Source organism: Providencia sp. wls1922, assembly GCF_009706505.1.
GTDB classification, from domain to species: Bacteria; Pseudomonadota; Gammaproteobacteria; order Enterobacterales; family Enterobacteriaceae; genus Providencia; species Providencia lanzhouensis.
The window spans coordinates 1-14,607 of record NZ_WLUG01000118.1; the positions used below are offsets into that span (position 1 = coordinate 1).

Annotated in this window: 11 protein-coding genes; 7 read left to right on the forward strand and 4 right to left on the reverse strand. The window is 43.1% G+C overall.

Annotated elements, in window-relative coordinates:
- The first annotated feature begins 2 nt into the window (after positions 1–2).
- The 3 genes from hycI (at position 3) to GKR71_RS19065 (ending at position 4,619) form a co-directional block, all read left to right on the forward strand.
- Positions 3–455 carry a hydrogenase maturation peptidase HycI gene (gene hycI / locus GKR71_RS19055; protein ID WP_154634725.1) on the forward strand — a complete coding sequence of 151 codons (453 nt, stop codon included), beginning with the start codon at positions 3–5 and terminating at the stop codon, positions 453–455.
- Between the two features lie 880 nt (positions 456–1,335).
- Positions 1,336–2,784: a class II fumarate hydratase gene (fumC, locus tag GKR71_RS19060; protein WP_154599970.1), complete on the forward strand. Its 1,449-nt coding sequence runs from the start codon at positions 1,336–1,338 to the stop codon at positions 2,782–2,784.
- A gap of 41 nt (positions 2,785–2,825) precedes the next feature.
- Positions 2,826–4,619 carry an NAD-dependent malic enzyme gene (locus GKR71_RS19065; RefSeq protein WP_036949186.1) on the forward strand — a complete coding sequence of 598 codons (1,794 nt, stop codon included), beginning with the start codon at positions 2,826–2,828 and terminating at the stop codon, positions 4,617–4,619.
- 134 nt (positions 4,620–4,753) lie between these two features.
- Here GKR71_RS19065 and hybG read toward each other — a convergent pair whose 3' ends face one another.
- The 3 genes from hybG to hydN are packed head-to-tail and all read right to left on the reverse strand — an operon-like array spanning position 4,754 to position 5,945.
- Positions 4,754–5,026 carry a hydrogenase maturation factor HybG gene (gene hybG, locus GKR71_RS19070; RefSeq protein WP_036949187.1) on the reverse strand — a complete coding sequence of 91 codons (273 nt, stop codon included), beginning with the start codon at positions 5,024–5,026 and terminating at the stop codon, positions 4,754–4,756.
- Positions 5,027–5,044: 18 nt separating this feature from the next.
- Positions 5,045–5,386 carry a hydrogenase maturation nickel metallochaperone HypA gene (hypA, locus tag GKR71_RS19075; protein ID WP_036949189.1) on the reverse strand — a complete coding sequence of 114 codons (342 nt, stop codon included), beginning with the start codon at positions 5,384–5,386 and terminating at the stop codon, positions 5,045–5,047.
- A gap of 10 nt (positions 5,387–5,396) precedes the next feature.
- On the reverse strand, positions 5,397–5,945 hold the full coding sequence (gene hydN / locus GKR71_RS19080; protein ID WP_036949191.1) for an electron transport protein HydN: 549 nt from the start codon (positions 5,943–5,945) through the stop codon (positions 5,397–5,399).
- A 510-nt stretch (positions 5,946–6,455) separates the two neighbouring features.
- Here hydN and GKR71_RS19085 point away from each other — a divergent pair.
- Positions 6,456–8,051 (forward strand): sigma 54-interacting transcriptional regulator, encoded by a 1,596-nt coding sequence (locus GKR71_RS19085; protein ID WP_051422564.1) that lies wholly within the window; start codon positions 6,456–6,458, stop codon positions 8,049–8,051.
- Between the two features lie 448 nt (positions 8,052–8,499).
- Here the strand turns inward: GKR71_RS19085 and fdhF are convergent, their stop codons facing one another.
- Positions 8,500–10,647, reverse strand: a complete 2,148-nt coding sequence (fdhF, locus tag GKR71_RS19090) for a formate dehydrogenase subunit alpha (RefSeq protein WP_080675601.1) — start codon at positions 10,645–10,647, stop codon at positions 8,500–8,502.
- Positions 10,648–10,952: 305 nt separating this feature from the next.
- Here fdhF and GKR71_RS19095 point away from each other — a divergent pair, with 305 nt between their 5' ends.
- The 3 genes from GKR71_RS19095 (at position 10,953) to GKR71_RS19105 (ending at position 14,590) form a co-directional block, all read left to right on the forward strand.
- Entirely contained in the window at positions 10,953–12,671 is a 1,719-nt protein-coding gene (locus GKR71_RS19095; protein WP_036949195.1) for a lysophospholipid acyltransferase family protein, read from the forward strand.
- Positions 12,672–12,842: 171 nt separating this feature from the next.
- Complete coding sequence (locus GKR71_RS19100; RefSeq protein ID WP_154599968.1) at positions 12,843–13,595, forward strand: ABC transporter ATP-binding protein; 753 nt, start codon at positions 12,843–12,845, stop codon at positions 13,593–13,595.
- 47 nt (positions 13,596–13,642) lie between these two features.
- Positions 13,643–14,590: an ABC transporter substrate-binding protein gene (locus tag GKR71_RS19105; protein WP_442959334.1), complete on the forward strand. Its 948-nt coding sequence runs from the start codon at positions 13,643–13,645 to the stop codon at positions 14,588–14,590.
- The last annotated feature ends 17 nt before the right edge of the window (positions 14,591–14,607 follow it).

The window sequence follows — 14,607 nt, forward strand, 5'->3', positions numbered from 1 at the left end:
TGATGCTGGCGGTGGGCAATAGCATGATGGGGGATGATGGCGCAGGCCCAATGCTATTCGACCTCATGCAGCAAGCCCCGATTGATGGCTGGGTGGCAATTAACGGTGGCAGTAGTCCTGAAAGTGTTTCTCACCAAGTGCGAGCGTTAAAACCTCAGCGTTTATTAATTGTGGATGCTGCGGATATTGGTTTAGCACCTGGTGAAATCCGGGTTATCGACCCCGATGATATCGCTGAAATGTTTATTATGAGCACCCATAACCTGCCGCTGAATTTTCTTATCGACCAGTTAAAAGAGGATGTCGGAGAAATCATTTTCTTAGGCATTCAGCCCGATTTAGTAGGTTTTTATATGCCGATGAATGACAAAGTGGTTGCCGCCGTCGAGCAAGTTTATCAAGCCTTACCAACATGGGAAGGGGTAGGGGGATTCCGGTTATTTGAGGGTGAGTAACGATAAACTGGAAGCCTTTAATTAAAGGATAGAATATTAAGGGAATAAATAGACCGCGCTACAGGGATGCAGTGCGGTTTTTACTGAAAACCACAACTTTCCACCCTGAAAACTTGGTTATTCCTCTAAAATTGCGTAAATCCAGTGTTTAATATGGCATCGATATGAATATTAAACTCGTCACTCGTTTTGTGCGTGAATCTCGATTCAATGACTAACTAAGGCGGGTATTATCACTATTATAAAGTGCTTCTCTTCAGTATTGTTGAGTTGTGATGATCTTTATTTTTGCATAAGCATAATTAAGGATGATTTTTTTGAGATTAATGCATATTAAACTGAAGATAAACTCATTGGGCATATCACCTTGTATTTTAAATGAATAACATGTTTTTAGCTCTTTTTTATAATGTTATGTATAATAAATATTATTATTTCATTTATATTTCAGTAGTTATTTTTGTTCTGTTGGTTTATTTTGTAATTCAAGTTTATTTAATTTAAATATTTAACTCAATAAATGAGTTATTTATTTTTATGTCAGTGATTTAACGATATTCTTAATATAATTAAATTATTCAATTTATTTTAATTATCATTAAAAGATAAGATTGATAATACATTATATTGTTTTTAATGCTATTTTGAAACTTTAGTCTTTATATGATTTTTGGATGAAATAGACAGTCTGTTTGCGATAATTATTTTTTATAAAAAATTGGCAGGTAATTTATTTTTTATATTTTAAACTACATTTTTGTTATCTTGATACCTTTAATGTCTTATTTAAACGTATGTTTGGTATTTGATGTTTAATTAATTCTTTTAACTTAGTATAGGAATTGCTCATATGTTTTATATTTAAAATGGAGTTATTGTAATGACAGATTATATTCTAAATAAGAGCATCCCTATTGGTATTAATGAAACAGGCACCCGTGAAGAATTCGATAGCATGGGAAAAGTAAATGTTCCTGCAAATCGTTATTGGGGGGCACAGACTCAACGTTCATTACAGCACTTTAATATTGGCGATGATTTAATGCCAAAATCGGTTTACCACGCGTATGGCTATGTAAAAAAAGCTTGTGCGTTGGTTAACTGCGAAGCAGGTCGATTAGCTGAATGGAAAAAAGAAGCGATCGTTATCGCTGCTGATGAAACTATTCATGGTCAATTGGATGAGCATTATCCGCTTTATGTATGGCAGACAGGCTCTGGCACACAATCTAATATGAATGTGAATGAGGTCATTTCTAACCGAGCTATTCAATTACTCGGTGGCTCATTAGGAACACAATTGCCCGTTGGACCCAATGATGATGTCAACATGGGTCAGTCTTCCAATGATACATTCCCTACTGCAATGCACATCGCCGCTATTTTTGCGCTTGATGAACAATTAATTCCGAGCATTGAAGATTTAATTCAACTTATTGAAAAGAAAGCTGATTCGTGGATGGCTGTCGTTAAGATCGGTCGTACCCACCTCGAAGATGCAGTGCCTTTAACCGTGGGACAAGAGTGGCACGGTTGGGCGGGTCAATTACGCGATGCGCTAGATGACATTAAACGTAGTCAGCAAGATCTTTATAAACTTGCTGTTGGCGGCACGGCTGTTGGTACAGGATTAAACGCGCCAAAAGGCTTTTCAAAAGATGTCGCAGATAAGATAGCGGAATTAACTCAAAAACCGTTTATAACAGCACCCAACAAATTTACGGCTCAAGGCTCTCTTGATGCATTAGTTCGCACACATGCGGCTATTCGCGGACTGGCAGTGGCACTGATCAAAATTGCGAATGATATGCGCTGGCTAGCGTCGGGTCCTCGTTGTGGTTTCAGCGAATTAATATTGCCATCTAATGAACCTGGTTCATCTATCATGCCCGGCAAGGTCAACCCAACCCAATGTGAAGCGATGGTCATGATTGGTATTCAGGTTATGGGGAATGATGCTGCGATTGCGATATCAGGTAGCCAAGGTAATTTTGAATTAAATGCGATGAGACCGGTAATTATTAATAACCTCCTGCATTCCATTCGTATTATTTCTGATGGTTGTCGTAAATTTATGGAATATTCAGTAGAAGGCACTGAATTAAATAATACGAAAATAACCGAGTATGTGGACAATAGTGTCATGTTAGTGACGGCATTATCCCCAATTATTGGTTATCAAAATGCAGCGCATATTGCTGAAAATGCAATAGCGAAAAATATCACATTGAAAGAATCTGCAATCGCTTCTGGAAAAATAAGTGAAGAAGATTTTAATAAATATGTTAATCCGATTGATATGACAGGAAATGGTCTATCTGGCGCGTAGTTTTCTCTGAATTATAATATTTAAATTAAAAGGTATTAATTATGTATAATCGACAAGCTAAAGTTGTTGTGGAAAATAACATTCGTAAAATTAAAACCACTGCAAGAGGATATGAAGTATTACGCGATCCATCATTAAATAAAGGAACGGCTTTTACTGAAGAAGAACGCAAAGCGCTGGACTTAAATGGTATTCTTCCTCCTGTTGTAACTGAGGATATGGAAACACAATTAAACCGTGCCTATCACGCTTACCGTGGATGCCATTCTGATTTAGATAAACATATTTACATGTGGCGTTTGCACGATAATAACGTGACATTATTCTATGCATTATTACAACGTCATATGCTGGAAATGCTGCCAGTTGTTTATGACCCAGTTGTCGGCGATGCTATTGAAAACTATAGCGAGATTATTACTCGTCCTCGCGGGATCTTCCTCAGTATTAATGAACCTGAATTAATCGAAGAAAAGCTGCGTGCATTCGGTGCTGAAGGTGGTGATATTCGATTGATCGTGACCACTGACGCAGAAGAAATCTTAGGTATCGGAGACTGGGGTTCTAATGGTATCGATATTTCAGTCGGTAAGCTGGCTGTTTATACTGCCGCTGCGGGTGTAGATCCTCACAGTGTTATTCCTGTTGTTCTCGATGTCGGGACTAACAATGAAAAACTGTTAAATGATCCATCGTATGTGGGTAATCGTCATGAGCGTATTCAAGGCAAAGTCTATGACGATTTTGTTGATGCTTATGTCAAAGCGGCAAGAAAGCTATTTCCAAATGCAGTGATGCACTGGGAAGATTTTGGTTCAACAAATGCGCGTCGCATTTTGGATAAATACAGAGCGAATTTCGCGACATTTAACGATGATGTGCAAGGCACGGGTGCCATTGTATTGTCGGGCTTATTGAATGCGGTGAAATTAAGTAAAACGCCTTGGACTGAGCAAAAAGTGGTTATCTTTGGTGCAGGAACTGCGGGTTGTGGTATTGCAGACCAAATTCGTGACCAAATGATCCGTAGTGGCCTATCTCGTGAAGAAGCCATTTCTCGCATTTGGTTAATTGACTTGCCGGGACTACTGACAACTGACATGGTCGACAGCTTACTGTATTTCCAAAAAGATTATGCGAAAAACAGCCAAGATGTTGCCAATTATCCAAGAAAGATTGTTGATGTTTCTGTTGAAGCACAAACCCGCTGGCCGGATATGGCGGATATCCTTGCGAAACAGAATAAAGCTAAAGGTATTATTGACTTAGCAACGGTTGTCGAGAATGTAAAACCAACAATTTTAATTGGTACATCAACCACTCCGGGTGCTTTCACTCAAGATATCGTTCGCAGCATGGCAAGCCACGTTGAACGCCCAATTATTTTCCCATTATCAAACCCAACATTACTGCATGAAGCAACACCACAGCATTTAATTGAATGGACTGAAGGTAAAGTGTTTGTGGCAACGGGTGCGCCATTTGATGATGTGATTTATAACGGTGTTTGCTACAAAATCGGTCAGGCAAATAACGCTGCGCTTTATCCGGGGCTAGGCTTCGGTGCTATCGTGTCTAAAGCCACGAAAATTACCGATGAAATGATTTTTGCCGCAGTTCAAGCTGTGGCAAGCCAAGCAACATTAGGCTCAGAAGGTGCATCGTTATTACCATCGAATGAAGATTTACGTATCACTTCAAGTATCGTTGCTCTTGCTGTTTTACGTATGGCGAAAAGCCAAGGTGTAGCAGGGGTTAATGCCAGCGATTCTGAAGTTGAAATGGTGAGAACACAATCTTGGTGGCCGGTTTATGTGCCAGTTGAGGCTATCTAATTACAGAGTGTGATTGATAGTTTGATTGAGTAAAACGGTAATTAATGAAACCTGACACAAAAGTGTGTCAGGTTTTTTTGATGCGTAAAAAGGGGCGAAATACAAAAAGCAGTGGGGGGAATAAACACGTATTATCACGCGTTTCCTCGCAAAAAATATCCTACATCTTCCTCAACTTCTTCCATTGCCATTAACGCTTCTAAGGTATCTCTAGCTTCTTTTTCATCAAGAATACTCATGGCGAAACCGACGTGAACTAATACCCATTTACCGACCATGCTCTCGGTATCCCCTTCGCATACGAGGGCAATATTCACTTCACGCTGGACACCACAAACATCCACTTGGGCACTATCCATGGGGGTTTGACCAACGGCAACCACTTGACCGGGAATACCTAAACACATAACTGGCTCCTAAACGGGTTATTCAACTTCAATCTGCTTCACTTGCATGGCGCTAGCACTGTCGACAATTAAATTTTGGCTGCCGCAATGGGGGCATCCTTCACCAAATTTGGTTATTTGTACCTGATACTGACAATCTCGGCATTGTGCTTGTGCAGGGGAAATCACGATATGTAATTCGGCACCTTGGGCGAGGGTGTTGCGGCAAATAATATCAAAACAAAAATGTACGGCGGATTCCTCTACGCAAGAGACGGCGCTGAGTTCTAACCACACACCCGTCACCCGCCGAGCATGGTTGCGTTTAGCGTGCTGTTCAATAATCTCAAATGCGCTTTGGCATAAGGCAACTTCATGCATTTGTCATTCCTTAAGACAAAATATCCGCTGGATTTTCAAAGGCTGCGCGACGACGGCGTTCCTTGATAATTTCATCCATTTTATTTCTGTCGACGACCATTAAGGCTTCTGTAGGACAGACTTCTACGCAAGCTGGTCCACCTTCACGGGTATGGCATAAGTCGCATTTATGCGCCTCAGCACGATACTGTGGAATGGTATTGAGTGCGGTGGTGTGCTGTACAACTGGGCGGCTAATCACTTCCATGGTGCCGTAAGGGCAAGCGATAACACAGGTTTTGCAACCAATGCATTTAGATTGGTCTACATACACGAAATCATCTTTACGGCTGATGGCGCCATTAGGGCAAACATTGGCACACGGGGCGTCTTCACACTGGCGACACACCACTGCTGTGCTGACGGTATAGCCTTTGAGTACATGAATACGTGGAAAAAACTCATCTTTTACAACGGTGGCAATCCCTGTTTCTTGCTCTTGGTGGGAGACCACACAAGCCACTTCACAGGTGTGACAGCCAATGCACTTCTTTGGGTCTGCAATGATGAAACGGTTCATCATATTCTCCTGAATGATCGTAAACGGGCATGGGATCCGGTTTATTTCGGTTGCCTCGTCTTATCCTGACAATACCTAGAGATAAGCATGGATCGTGCCAAATTCGTTAAATAAATTAATTTAATAAAATCATTCGGTTAGATATTATAGGGTAATCACGAAAAAATAGAAATTTCATATTCGACACGGTTTTCGACATTATTGACGAGAGGCATGAAATCGATATTAAGCAGATATTGGGTTAAATCAGCCAATATCTAAAATAGGTGAATGGATCAAACTTAAATCAGACTCTGATATTATTTTTTCAAATAATGACTACAATATTAGTATTAAATCAAAAACAGCAATCGCATTAATCACAGTATTAAACTTTTTTATTTTTATTATTGATAAATAAGTCGTTTATAAATGAAAATTTAAAACTCTAACTAATTCTCATTATTGTTAGTCAGAAAAATAAATAAATGACTTAGCAATGCAGCGGATTAGGACGAGATTGGAGATTTTGTGAGCATATCCGAAACCACCGAACAAATTCGTCATGAACGTGACCAATTCAGGATCCTTGTGGACATCACTAACTCAGTGCTTTCTCATCTTGAAATGGATGGGTTAGTGGCTGAAGTTTCGCGAGAAATTTACCGATTTTTTGGTATTAGCCAAATTAGCGTTGCCCTTTGTGATAATGTCAGTTCCGCGGTTTATCTTTGTTATTCAAGCCATTATCAACGCTCAAAACCGGTTAAAAAAAGCCAGTATCATCTTAATGAACTGCATGCGGATCTCGCTCAAGTCTTAGAGAGCAACAAACCGCTGCGCTTAACGCTCGATAGTCAAACTCAAGACCCTCTGTATCAAAATTTGTGTGCTGAAGGGATGACGGAAACTTTGCTGTTACCGTTGGCATTCAATCATAAGCCATTGGGTGTTTTGGTATTATCTCATGAAGATGACCGGATTTTCACCGAAGATAGCTGCACTTTGTTGAAACAAGTGGCGGCACGCTTTGCAATAGCCGTAGACAATGCCGCAGCGTATGGCGAGATCACGCGCCTCAAAGATAGCCTGAAAAATGAAAATTTATGGCTCAATGAGCAAATCCAAAACACCAATAGTTTCAGCGAAATTGTCTTTCAAAGTCAGGCGATGCGTGAAGTGCTGGAACAAGTGGATTTAGTAGCGCGTAGCGATAGCACTGTGCTCATCTTGGGTGAAACGGGTACTGGTAAAGAGTTAATTGCCAGAGCCGTTCATCAGCTTAGCAATCGCCATCAACGTTCACTGATTAAAATGAATTGTGCGGCAATTCCGACAGGTTTATTAGAAAGCGACCTGTTTGGACATGATAAAGGCGCATTTACAGGTGCGACGAGCACCCATATTGGTCGCTTTGAAATGGCGGACAAAAGCACGCTGTTTTTAGATGAAATTGGCGATATGCCATTGGATTTACAACCAAAATTATTACGTGTTTTGCAAGAGCGTGAGATTGAGCGCATTGGTGGCAATAAAGTTATCCCTGTGGATGTGCGCCTTGTGGCAGCGACCAATCGCAATTTAAAGGCGATGACGGAAGGCCGAGAGTTTCGTGAAGACCTCTATTATCGTTTGAATGTGTTCCCGATTGTTATCCCGCCATTACGTGAGCGACCAGAAGATATTCCGCTGCTCGCGACCTATTTCACCAAGAAAATGGCGCAGCGTATGAACCGTAAAATTGATTGTATTCCTCGCGATGCATTGGCGCAGCTATCCTTGTACCCATGGCCAGGCAATGTACGAGAACTGGAAAATGTGATTGAACGTGCCGTGATTTTAACCCGTGGGAATACGCTGAATATTCAATTGCATGAGTTAAATATCCCAAAGCCATCTCGTATTAAAGAAGCTCTGAATAAGCCCAGTGCATTAGAGCGAAAAATGCAGACGGATGCACCAGAGAGCGACGATGATGAGCGAAACCGCATTATTGAAGCACTGAAAGCCACCAATGGGGTGGTTGCCGGAGCGAGAGGGGCGGCTATGAGATTGGGATTAAAGAGAACAACGCTGTTGTCGAGGATGCAGAGACTTGGGGTTAGTGTTCAAGATCTATTCCAGTAATCTCTTAATCTCGTCATAATTCGCGCTGTGGCGTTGTTGGCTGGCCTTGCTAACTCGAGTCACATACTTAATCTCGTCATACTTCACGCCGTGGCGTTGTTGGCTATCCTTACTAACCCTAGTCACATACTTGTGTATGCTCCTAGGGCTTAGCTGCGTCTGCCGCCTAGCCACAACGCGAATTATTTAGAGATTGGAGAGTATTAAAAAAACAGAAAAAAGAAAAAGGGAAAAAAGAATTGAAAATAAAGGATGTTGATTATTTTGTTGGAAGGTTATTTTTTTATTAAATAATTTTTAATGGCGATTAATATTTTATTTTAATCGCTTATTGAAGGGCGATGTTTATTATCGCTATGTGATTTTTAATATCGGTAGCTTTTAATATAATTTGCACTGTAGGTCTGCTTTATATACGCATTCCTACAGTGCAAAGCGTCAAAATAAACTACAAACCTTCGGCTGCCTCACGTAAGCGACGCTTGATCCCCGTATACTCCTGAACAACATAATGCTCGGCTTTATGTTGATCCGCGATTGGCTCAACACGCACCGCACAATACTTGTATTCTGGTGTTTTGGTTATTGGGCTTAAGTTCTCGGCGACCAGTTCATTACAAGCACCAATCCACCACTGATACGTCATATATACAGCGCCTTTATTTGGGCGGTCGCTGATATTTGCGCGAGTGATGACTTTACCTTGTCGTGAACAGACCCAAACCAGTTCCTGATCTTTAATGCCCAACGCTTTCGCATCGGCTGTATTGATCTGAACAAAACCCGGTTCGTCAGCAAGAGATGCGAGGGCTTTACAGTTACCGGTCATAGAGCGGCAAGAGTAGTGACCCACTTCACGCACGGTGGCAAGAACCATTGGGTACTCAGTACTGACTTGGTCGATTGGTGGGCGCCATTCGCAAGTAAAGAATTGACCTCGACCATTTGGTGTATCGAAATTACCACCTTCATATAGGTACTCGGTGCCTTCACTTTCTAATGTACGGCATGGCCATTGAATGTATGCCAATCCCGCCATTTTCTCGTAAGTCGCACCAAAATAAATCGGGCAAAGCTCACGTAGCTCATCCCAAATTTCTTTGGTGTTGTTGTAGTGCATTGGGTAGCCCATTGCAGTTGACATTAAACTGATGATTTCCCAGTCAGTTTTCACATCCCCCACAGGTTCAACTGCTTTATAGAAGCGTTGGAAACCACGGTCAGCTGCCGTATAGACACCTTCATGTTCTCCCCAAGACGTTGCTGGGAAAATCACGTCTGCAATCGACGCGGTTTTGGTCATAAAGATATCTTGCACGATTAACAGCTCAAGTTTGTCGAACGTGCGGCGAATCGTTGCTAAATCCGGCTCAGTTTGTAGTGGATCTTCACCCATCACATAGTGCGCTTTTAGAATACCTTCATCGATAAAGTGAGGGACTTCACTCAGCGGAATACCATTTTCATCCGGCATAGCGTCAATGCCCCAGAATTTGGCGAATTTATCGAGAGCCGCTTTATCCGAAACATACTGATAGCCCGGTAGCGTGTTCGGTAAAGCCCCCATATCGCAGGCACCTTGTACGTTATTTTGACCACGTACAGGACCCACACCCACATGCGGCTTACCAAGGTTACCAGTGAGTAATGCCAAGCTGGTGAGAGACTGAACAGTTTCCACCCCTTGATAGAACTGAGTGACACCCATGCCCCATAAAATGGTGGCATTTTCAGCTTTAGCGTACATCCGTGCGGTTCTGCGAATATCTTCAGCTTTGATGCCAGTGATCTCTTCAACCGACTCAGGGGTATACGGCGCCACTAATGCACGATATTCGTCGAATTTGTCGGTATGTGCCTCGATAAAGGCATGGTCATACAGATTTTCCTCGATGATAACGTAGGCTAACGCATTCAATAACGCGATATTCGAACCATTTTTCAGTGGTAAGTGAATATCTGCAATACGCGCGGTTTCAATATAACGCGGGTCGCAGACAATAATTTGTGCCCCTTTTTCTTTCGCTTTTAATATCCGGCGAGCGACAATAGGGTGTGAGTCCGCGGCGTTATAACCGAAGACAAAAATACATTTGGTATCCTCAATTTCAACAATTGAGTTGCTCATTGCGCCATTACCGACCGAACGCTGCAGACCTGCAACCGAAGGGCCGTGTCAGACACGAGCACAGCAGTCGATATTGTTACTACCAACCGCTGCACGAACAAATTTTTGCATCACGAAGTTAGCTTCGTTACCCGGACCGCGGGAAGAACCTGTCGTCATGATGGCTTTTGGACCATATTTTTCTTTGATTGCTAATAAACGGGAGCTTGCAAATTCAATGGCTTCCTCCCAAGAAACGACCTCTAATTTGCCACCACGCTGACGGCGGATCATCGGGTTTTTTAAACGCGGCGTTAAAATTTTCGTGTCATGAATGAAGTCCCAGCCATAGTAACCTTTCAGGCAAAGTTCCCCTTCATTTGTGTGACCATTTGCGCCTTCTGCGCCAATGATCTTCCCGTTCTCCACCTTCAGGTTGATTTTACAGCCTGAGGCGCAATACGGGCAGACGGTGATGACTTTTTCCATCAACATTGCTCCTCTATTTTTGTGTAGCGGTTTCCCGCTCTTTCAGGAGAGCTAATGCAGGGTTTGTGCCAGTTTTTTTAGCGGAGATTGAATTTGTAATTAACTGAATAAAAAGAAAATATTTTTAGGTGAAAAGTAAACAAAAGCTAAATGGAGAGGAAATCGTCAAAAGTGTCGAGGGTTTCTCGGACAATGACGTATAGTTCTTGCATAATTTATTTCATAATCTTGTCACAAAGTGGTTATTTATTCGTCATTATTATGACTTAAATTTGCCAATAACGCGCATGTGAGAGGACTTCATTATGTTTAGTGTTGATGCTTTACTGGAAAGTGCTTTTCCGCAGCAAACACTGCCCGCTTGGAAACGGAAATTATTAAAGCGTTTACTACATGAAAGAGATTTCCAGCAGCTTGCTGAAGATTACCCACATCTAAAAGGGCTCGATCTTGTCGAGCAATTTATGAATGATTTGAATGTCCGTTGCGAATTAGGCGACGGGGATTTAGAAAACATCCCAAGCCAAGGTCCGGTTTTATTTGTTGCAAATCATCCGATTGGCTCTCTTGATGGGCTCGCCATTTTACGCGCAGTCGCAACGGTTCGACCGGATGTCAAAATCGTTGCGAATCAAATGCTCAGTTACCTTGAGCCACTTCAAAGTTTATTTATTCCTGTCGATAATGTTGGCAACCGCACCAACCGCCAGCAAGTCGTCGGTATGCAATCTCATCTTGATAACCAAGGAGCTTTGGTTGTTTTCCCTGCGGGGGAAGTATCTCGCTGGAGCACGAAAGGCATTAGTGATTGCCATTGGCGCACGGGTTTTTTACGTTTAGCCGCCAAATCTCGCGCACCGATTGTTCCTGTGCATGTGCAAGCTCGTAACAGCCTGCTGTTCTACACAACATCCTTGGTGTATAAGCCACTATCGGCTTTGATGCTGGTGAACGAAATGTTCAAGCAGCGCAATAATCGCATCAAATTACGTATCGGTGGGCGCATCCCGTTTTCTCAATGGTATGACGGGCGAACGAATGATAATGAGCTGGCAGAGCGGTTTCGTCGTCATGTGTATCTGCTAGGTAAAGGAAAAGCGGGGCTGTTTACCTGTGAAGCCCCAATCGCGTTACCCGAAGATCGTATTGAACTGAAAAAGGCTTTAGCGGCTTGTGAGCAACTAGGCGTGACTCCCGATGGTAAAATTATTTACCTTTATCAGCGTCAGCAAGAAGAGCGAACGCCAATTTTACGTGAGCTAGGACGATTGCGGGAAATCGCATTTCGTGCGGTGGGGGAAGGCTCCGGTCGACGCCGTGATCTCGATAGTTTCGATGACGATTATTACCATCTTATTTTATGGGATGAAGAGGATTTAGAAGTGGTGGGCGCATACCGATTTGTGCCGACGGAGCAGCAGCTAGAGAAAAAAGGGTTAGAGGGGATCTACAGTAATAGCCTGTTCCACTATAACCAAGACATGATGCCTATTTTGGCTCAAGGGATTGAGTTAGGGCGCAGTTTTATTCAGCCTGCCTATTGGGGCAAACGCGGCTTAGATTATCTTTGGTTAGGTATTGGCGCGTATTTAGCGAAGTATCCGCAATATCGTTATCTATTTGGTCCAGTGTCTATCTCTGGAAGCATGCCCGTTGCTGCGCGTGATTTACTGATTGCATTTTATCGCCTCTATTTTTCCTCTGAGTTGGCAATGGCGCAATCTCGTAAGCCTTACCCGGCATCACTACCACAGGTTTTAGCTCAGTTTGATGGTAATAATTACCAAGAAGATTTGGTGAAGCTAAAAAGCTTACTGAGCAATATTGGCTGCTCTATTCCGACGCTGTATAAACAGTACACCGAGCTGTGTGAGCCAGGTGGGGTGCAGTTTATTGATTTTGGTACCGACCCTGCGTTCAACGACTGCATCGACGGTTTAGTTTTGGTGGATTTAAGCCGCTTAAAACCGCAGCGTTATCAGCGTTATATTGCAGTCCATCAAGCGCAATCGACGACTGAATAAAATGACGGGAAGGGTGAAAAGACTCATCCTTTCCTGTTTTATTTATACTATTAATAGTTCCGCCAGTATTATTCACCCTGTCATTATTCCATCATAAATTTGTCATCTCACTGACCCATTCCTTTCGTAGCATCCTCGATAACGATTAAGTCCCAAAGAGGATAACAATGTATGTTAAACGCACTCTCTTCATTGAATGGGAGTCAGGATGCTTTTCAAAAAGCTAACGCAGCGAATGCGCAATTTGCTTCGCAGCATCCGATGATTTCTATTCACAAACTCTCTCAAATTTTTGCTCATCAAACGGTGTTGGATGGGATTGATCTGACTGTTGCAAAAGGCTCTATCTTAGCGCTATTAGGTCCCTCTGGTTGCGGTAAAAGTACCTTATTGAAGCTGTTAGCGGGGTTATTGCAACCAAGCTCAGGTGAGATTTTCTTGAATAAAAAGCTGGTCGCAAGTTCCCAGAGACTTGTCCCGCCGGAACAGCGCAATCTTGGTATGGTGTTTCAAGATTATGCACTTTGGTCGCACATGACCGTATTTCAGAACGTGGCATTTCCTTTACGTATGCGCAAAGTGGCGAGTCAAGCGATAGAGGATAGGGTGAACCAAGCCTTAGAGCGGGTTGGATTAGCGGGGTTTGCTAAGCGTAAACCTGCCGACCTTTCAGGCGGACAGCAGCAACGGGTGGCATTAGCCCGCGCCATTATCGCGGAACCTGAAATTTTACTGTTTGATGAACCCCTTTCTAACCTCGATGTTGCCTTGCGCCGTGCTCTGTGTGATGAGATGGCGCAGTTACTTCGTTCACTAGAAATTACCGCCGTTTATGTCACGCACGATCCGGCTGAAGCCCATGCATTGGCGCATCAAATTGCCCATATCCAAAACGGCAAAATAGACAGTTTGACCACCTTATGAAGAGAGACTCTGTTATGCAAAAGCTAATGTTATCAAATCATTTTTCCATGAAAGGTATCGCAATGAGTTTAGGATTATCCTGTGCACTATTTTCCGCTTCTTCCCAGGCATTGACCGTCTATACCGCAGGTCCAGGGGCGATGGCAAAACAGTTAGCGGCAGGGTATGAAAAGCAAACGGGCGTGAAAGTGGATGTTTTTCAGGCTACGACAGGTAAAGTGATGGCGCGCTTAGAGGCGGAACAAGCCAACCCGCGTGTGGATGTCTTGATCTCTGCTTCATGGGATACCGCGGTAGACCTTCAACAAAAAGGTTGGTTACTGGCGTATGAAAGCCCGAATGCCGAAAAAGTGCCTGCGCAATTTAAAACGCCATACTATGTGGCGCAAGGGATCTCCGCATTGGGGATCGTTTGGAACAGTAAAAGTGGCACGCCGAAACCAACGGACTGGGCAGATTTAGCGCAGCCCGTCTTTAAGGATAAAGTCACCATGCCAGACCCGGCATTGTCAGGGGCATCGTTAGACTTATTGTTGGGATTACAGAATGCGAAACCAGAAGCCGCATGGACACTATTCTCTGAATTAAAAGCCAACGGCATGGTGATTTCTGGTCCGAATGCGCAAGCGTTAACGCCTGTGTTGCAAGGAGCAAAAGCGGCTGTATTTGGTGCAGTCGACTATGTGGCTTATGGTAGCATCGCGGAAGGTGAATCCATCGAGGTGATTTTCCCAAGCAGCGGAACGGCCATCGCACCACGTCCAATGATGATTTTAAATAGCAGTAAACAGCAAAATGAAGCCAAGGCTTTTATTGATTACGTGCTCTCCCCTGAAGGTCAGAAAATCGTGGCAGATGCCTGGTTGATGCCAGCCAGAATGGATGTTGCCGGTAAGCGCCCTGATTTTTCGACGTTAACACTGTTGCCAGAACCGACCACTGATAGTGCAGAGCGCAGCAGCGTGTTATCTCGCTTTAGTGGGATTTTCCGCTAACGGTTTTCTCTTCCTCG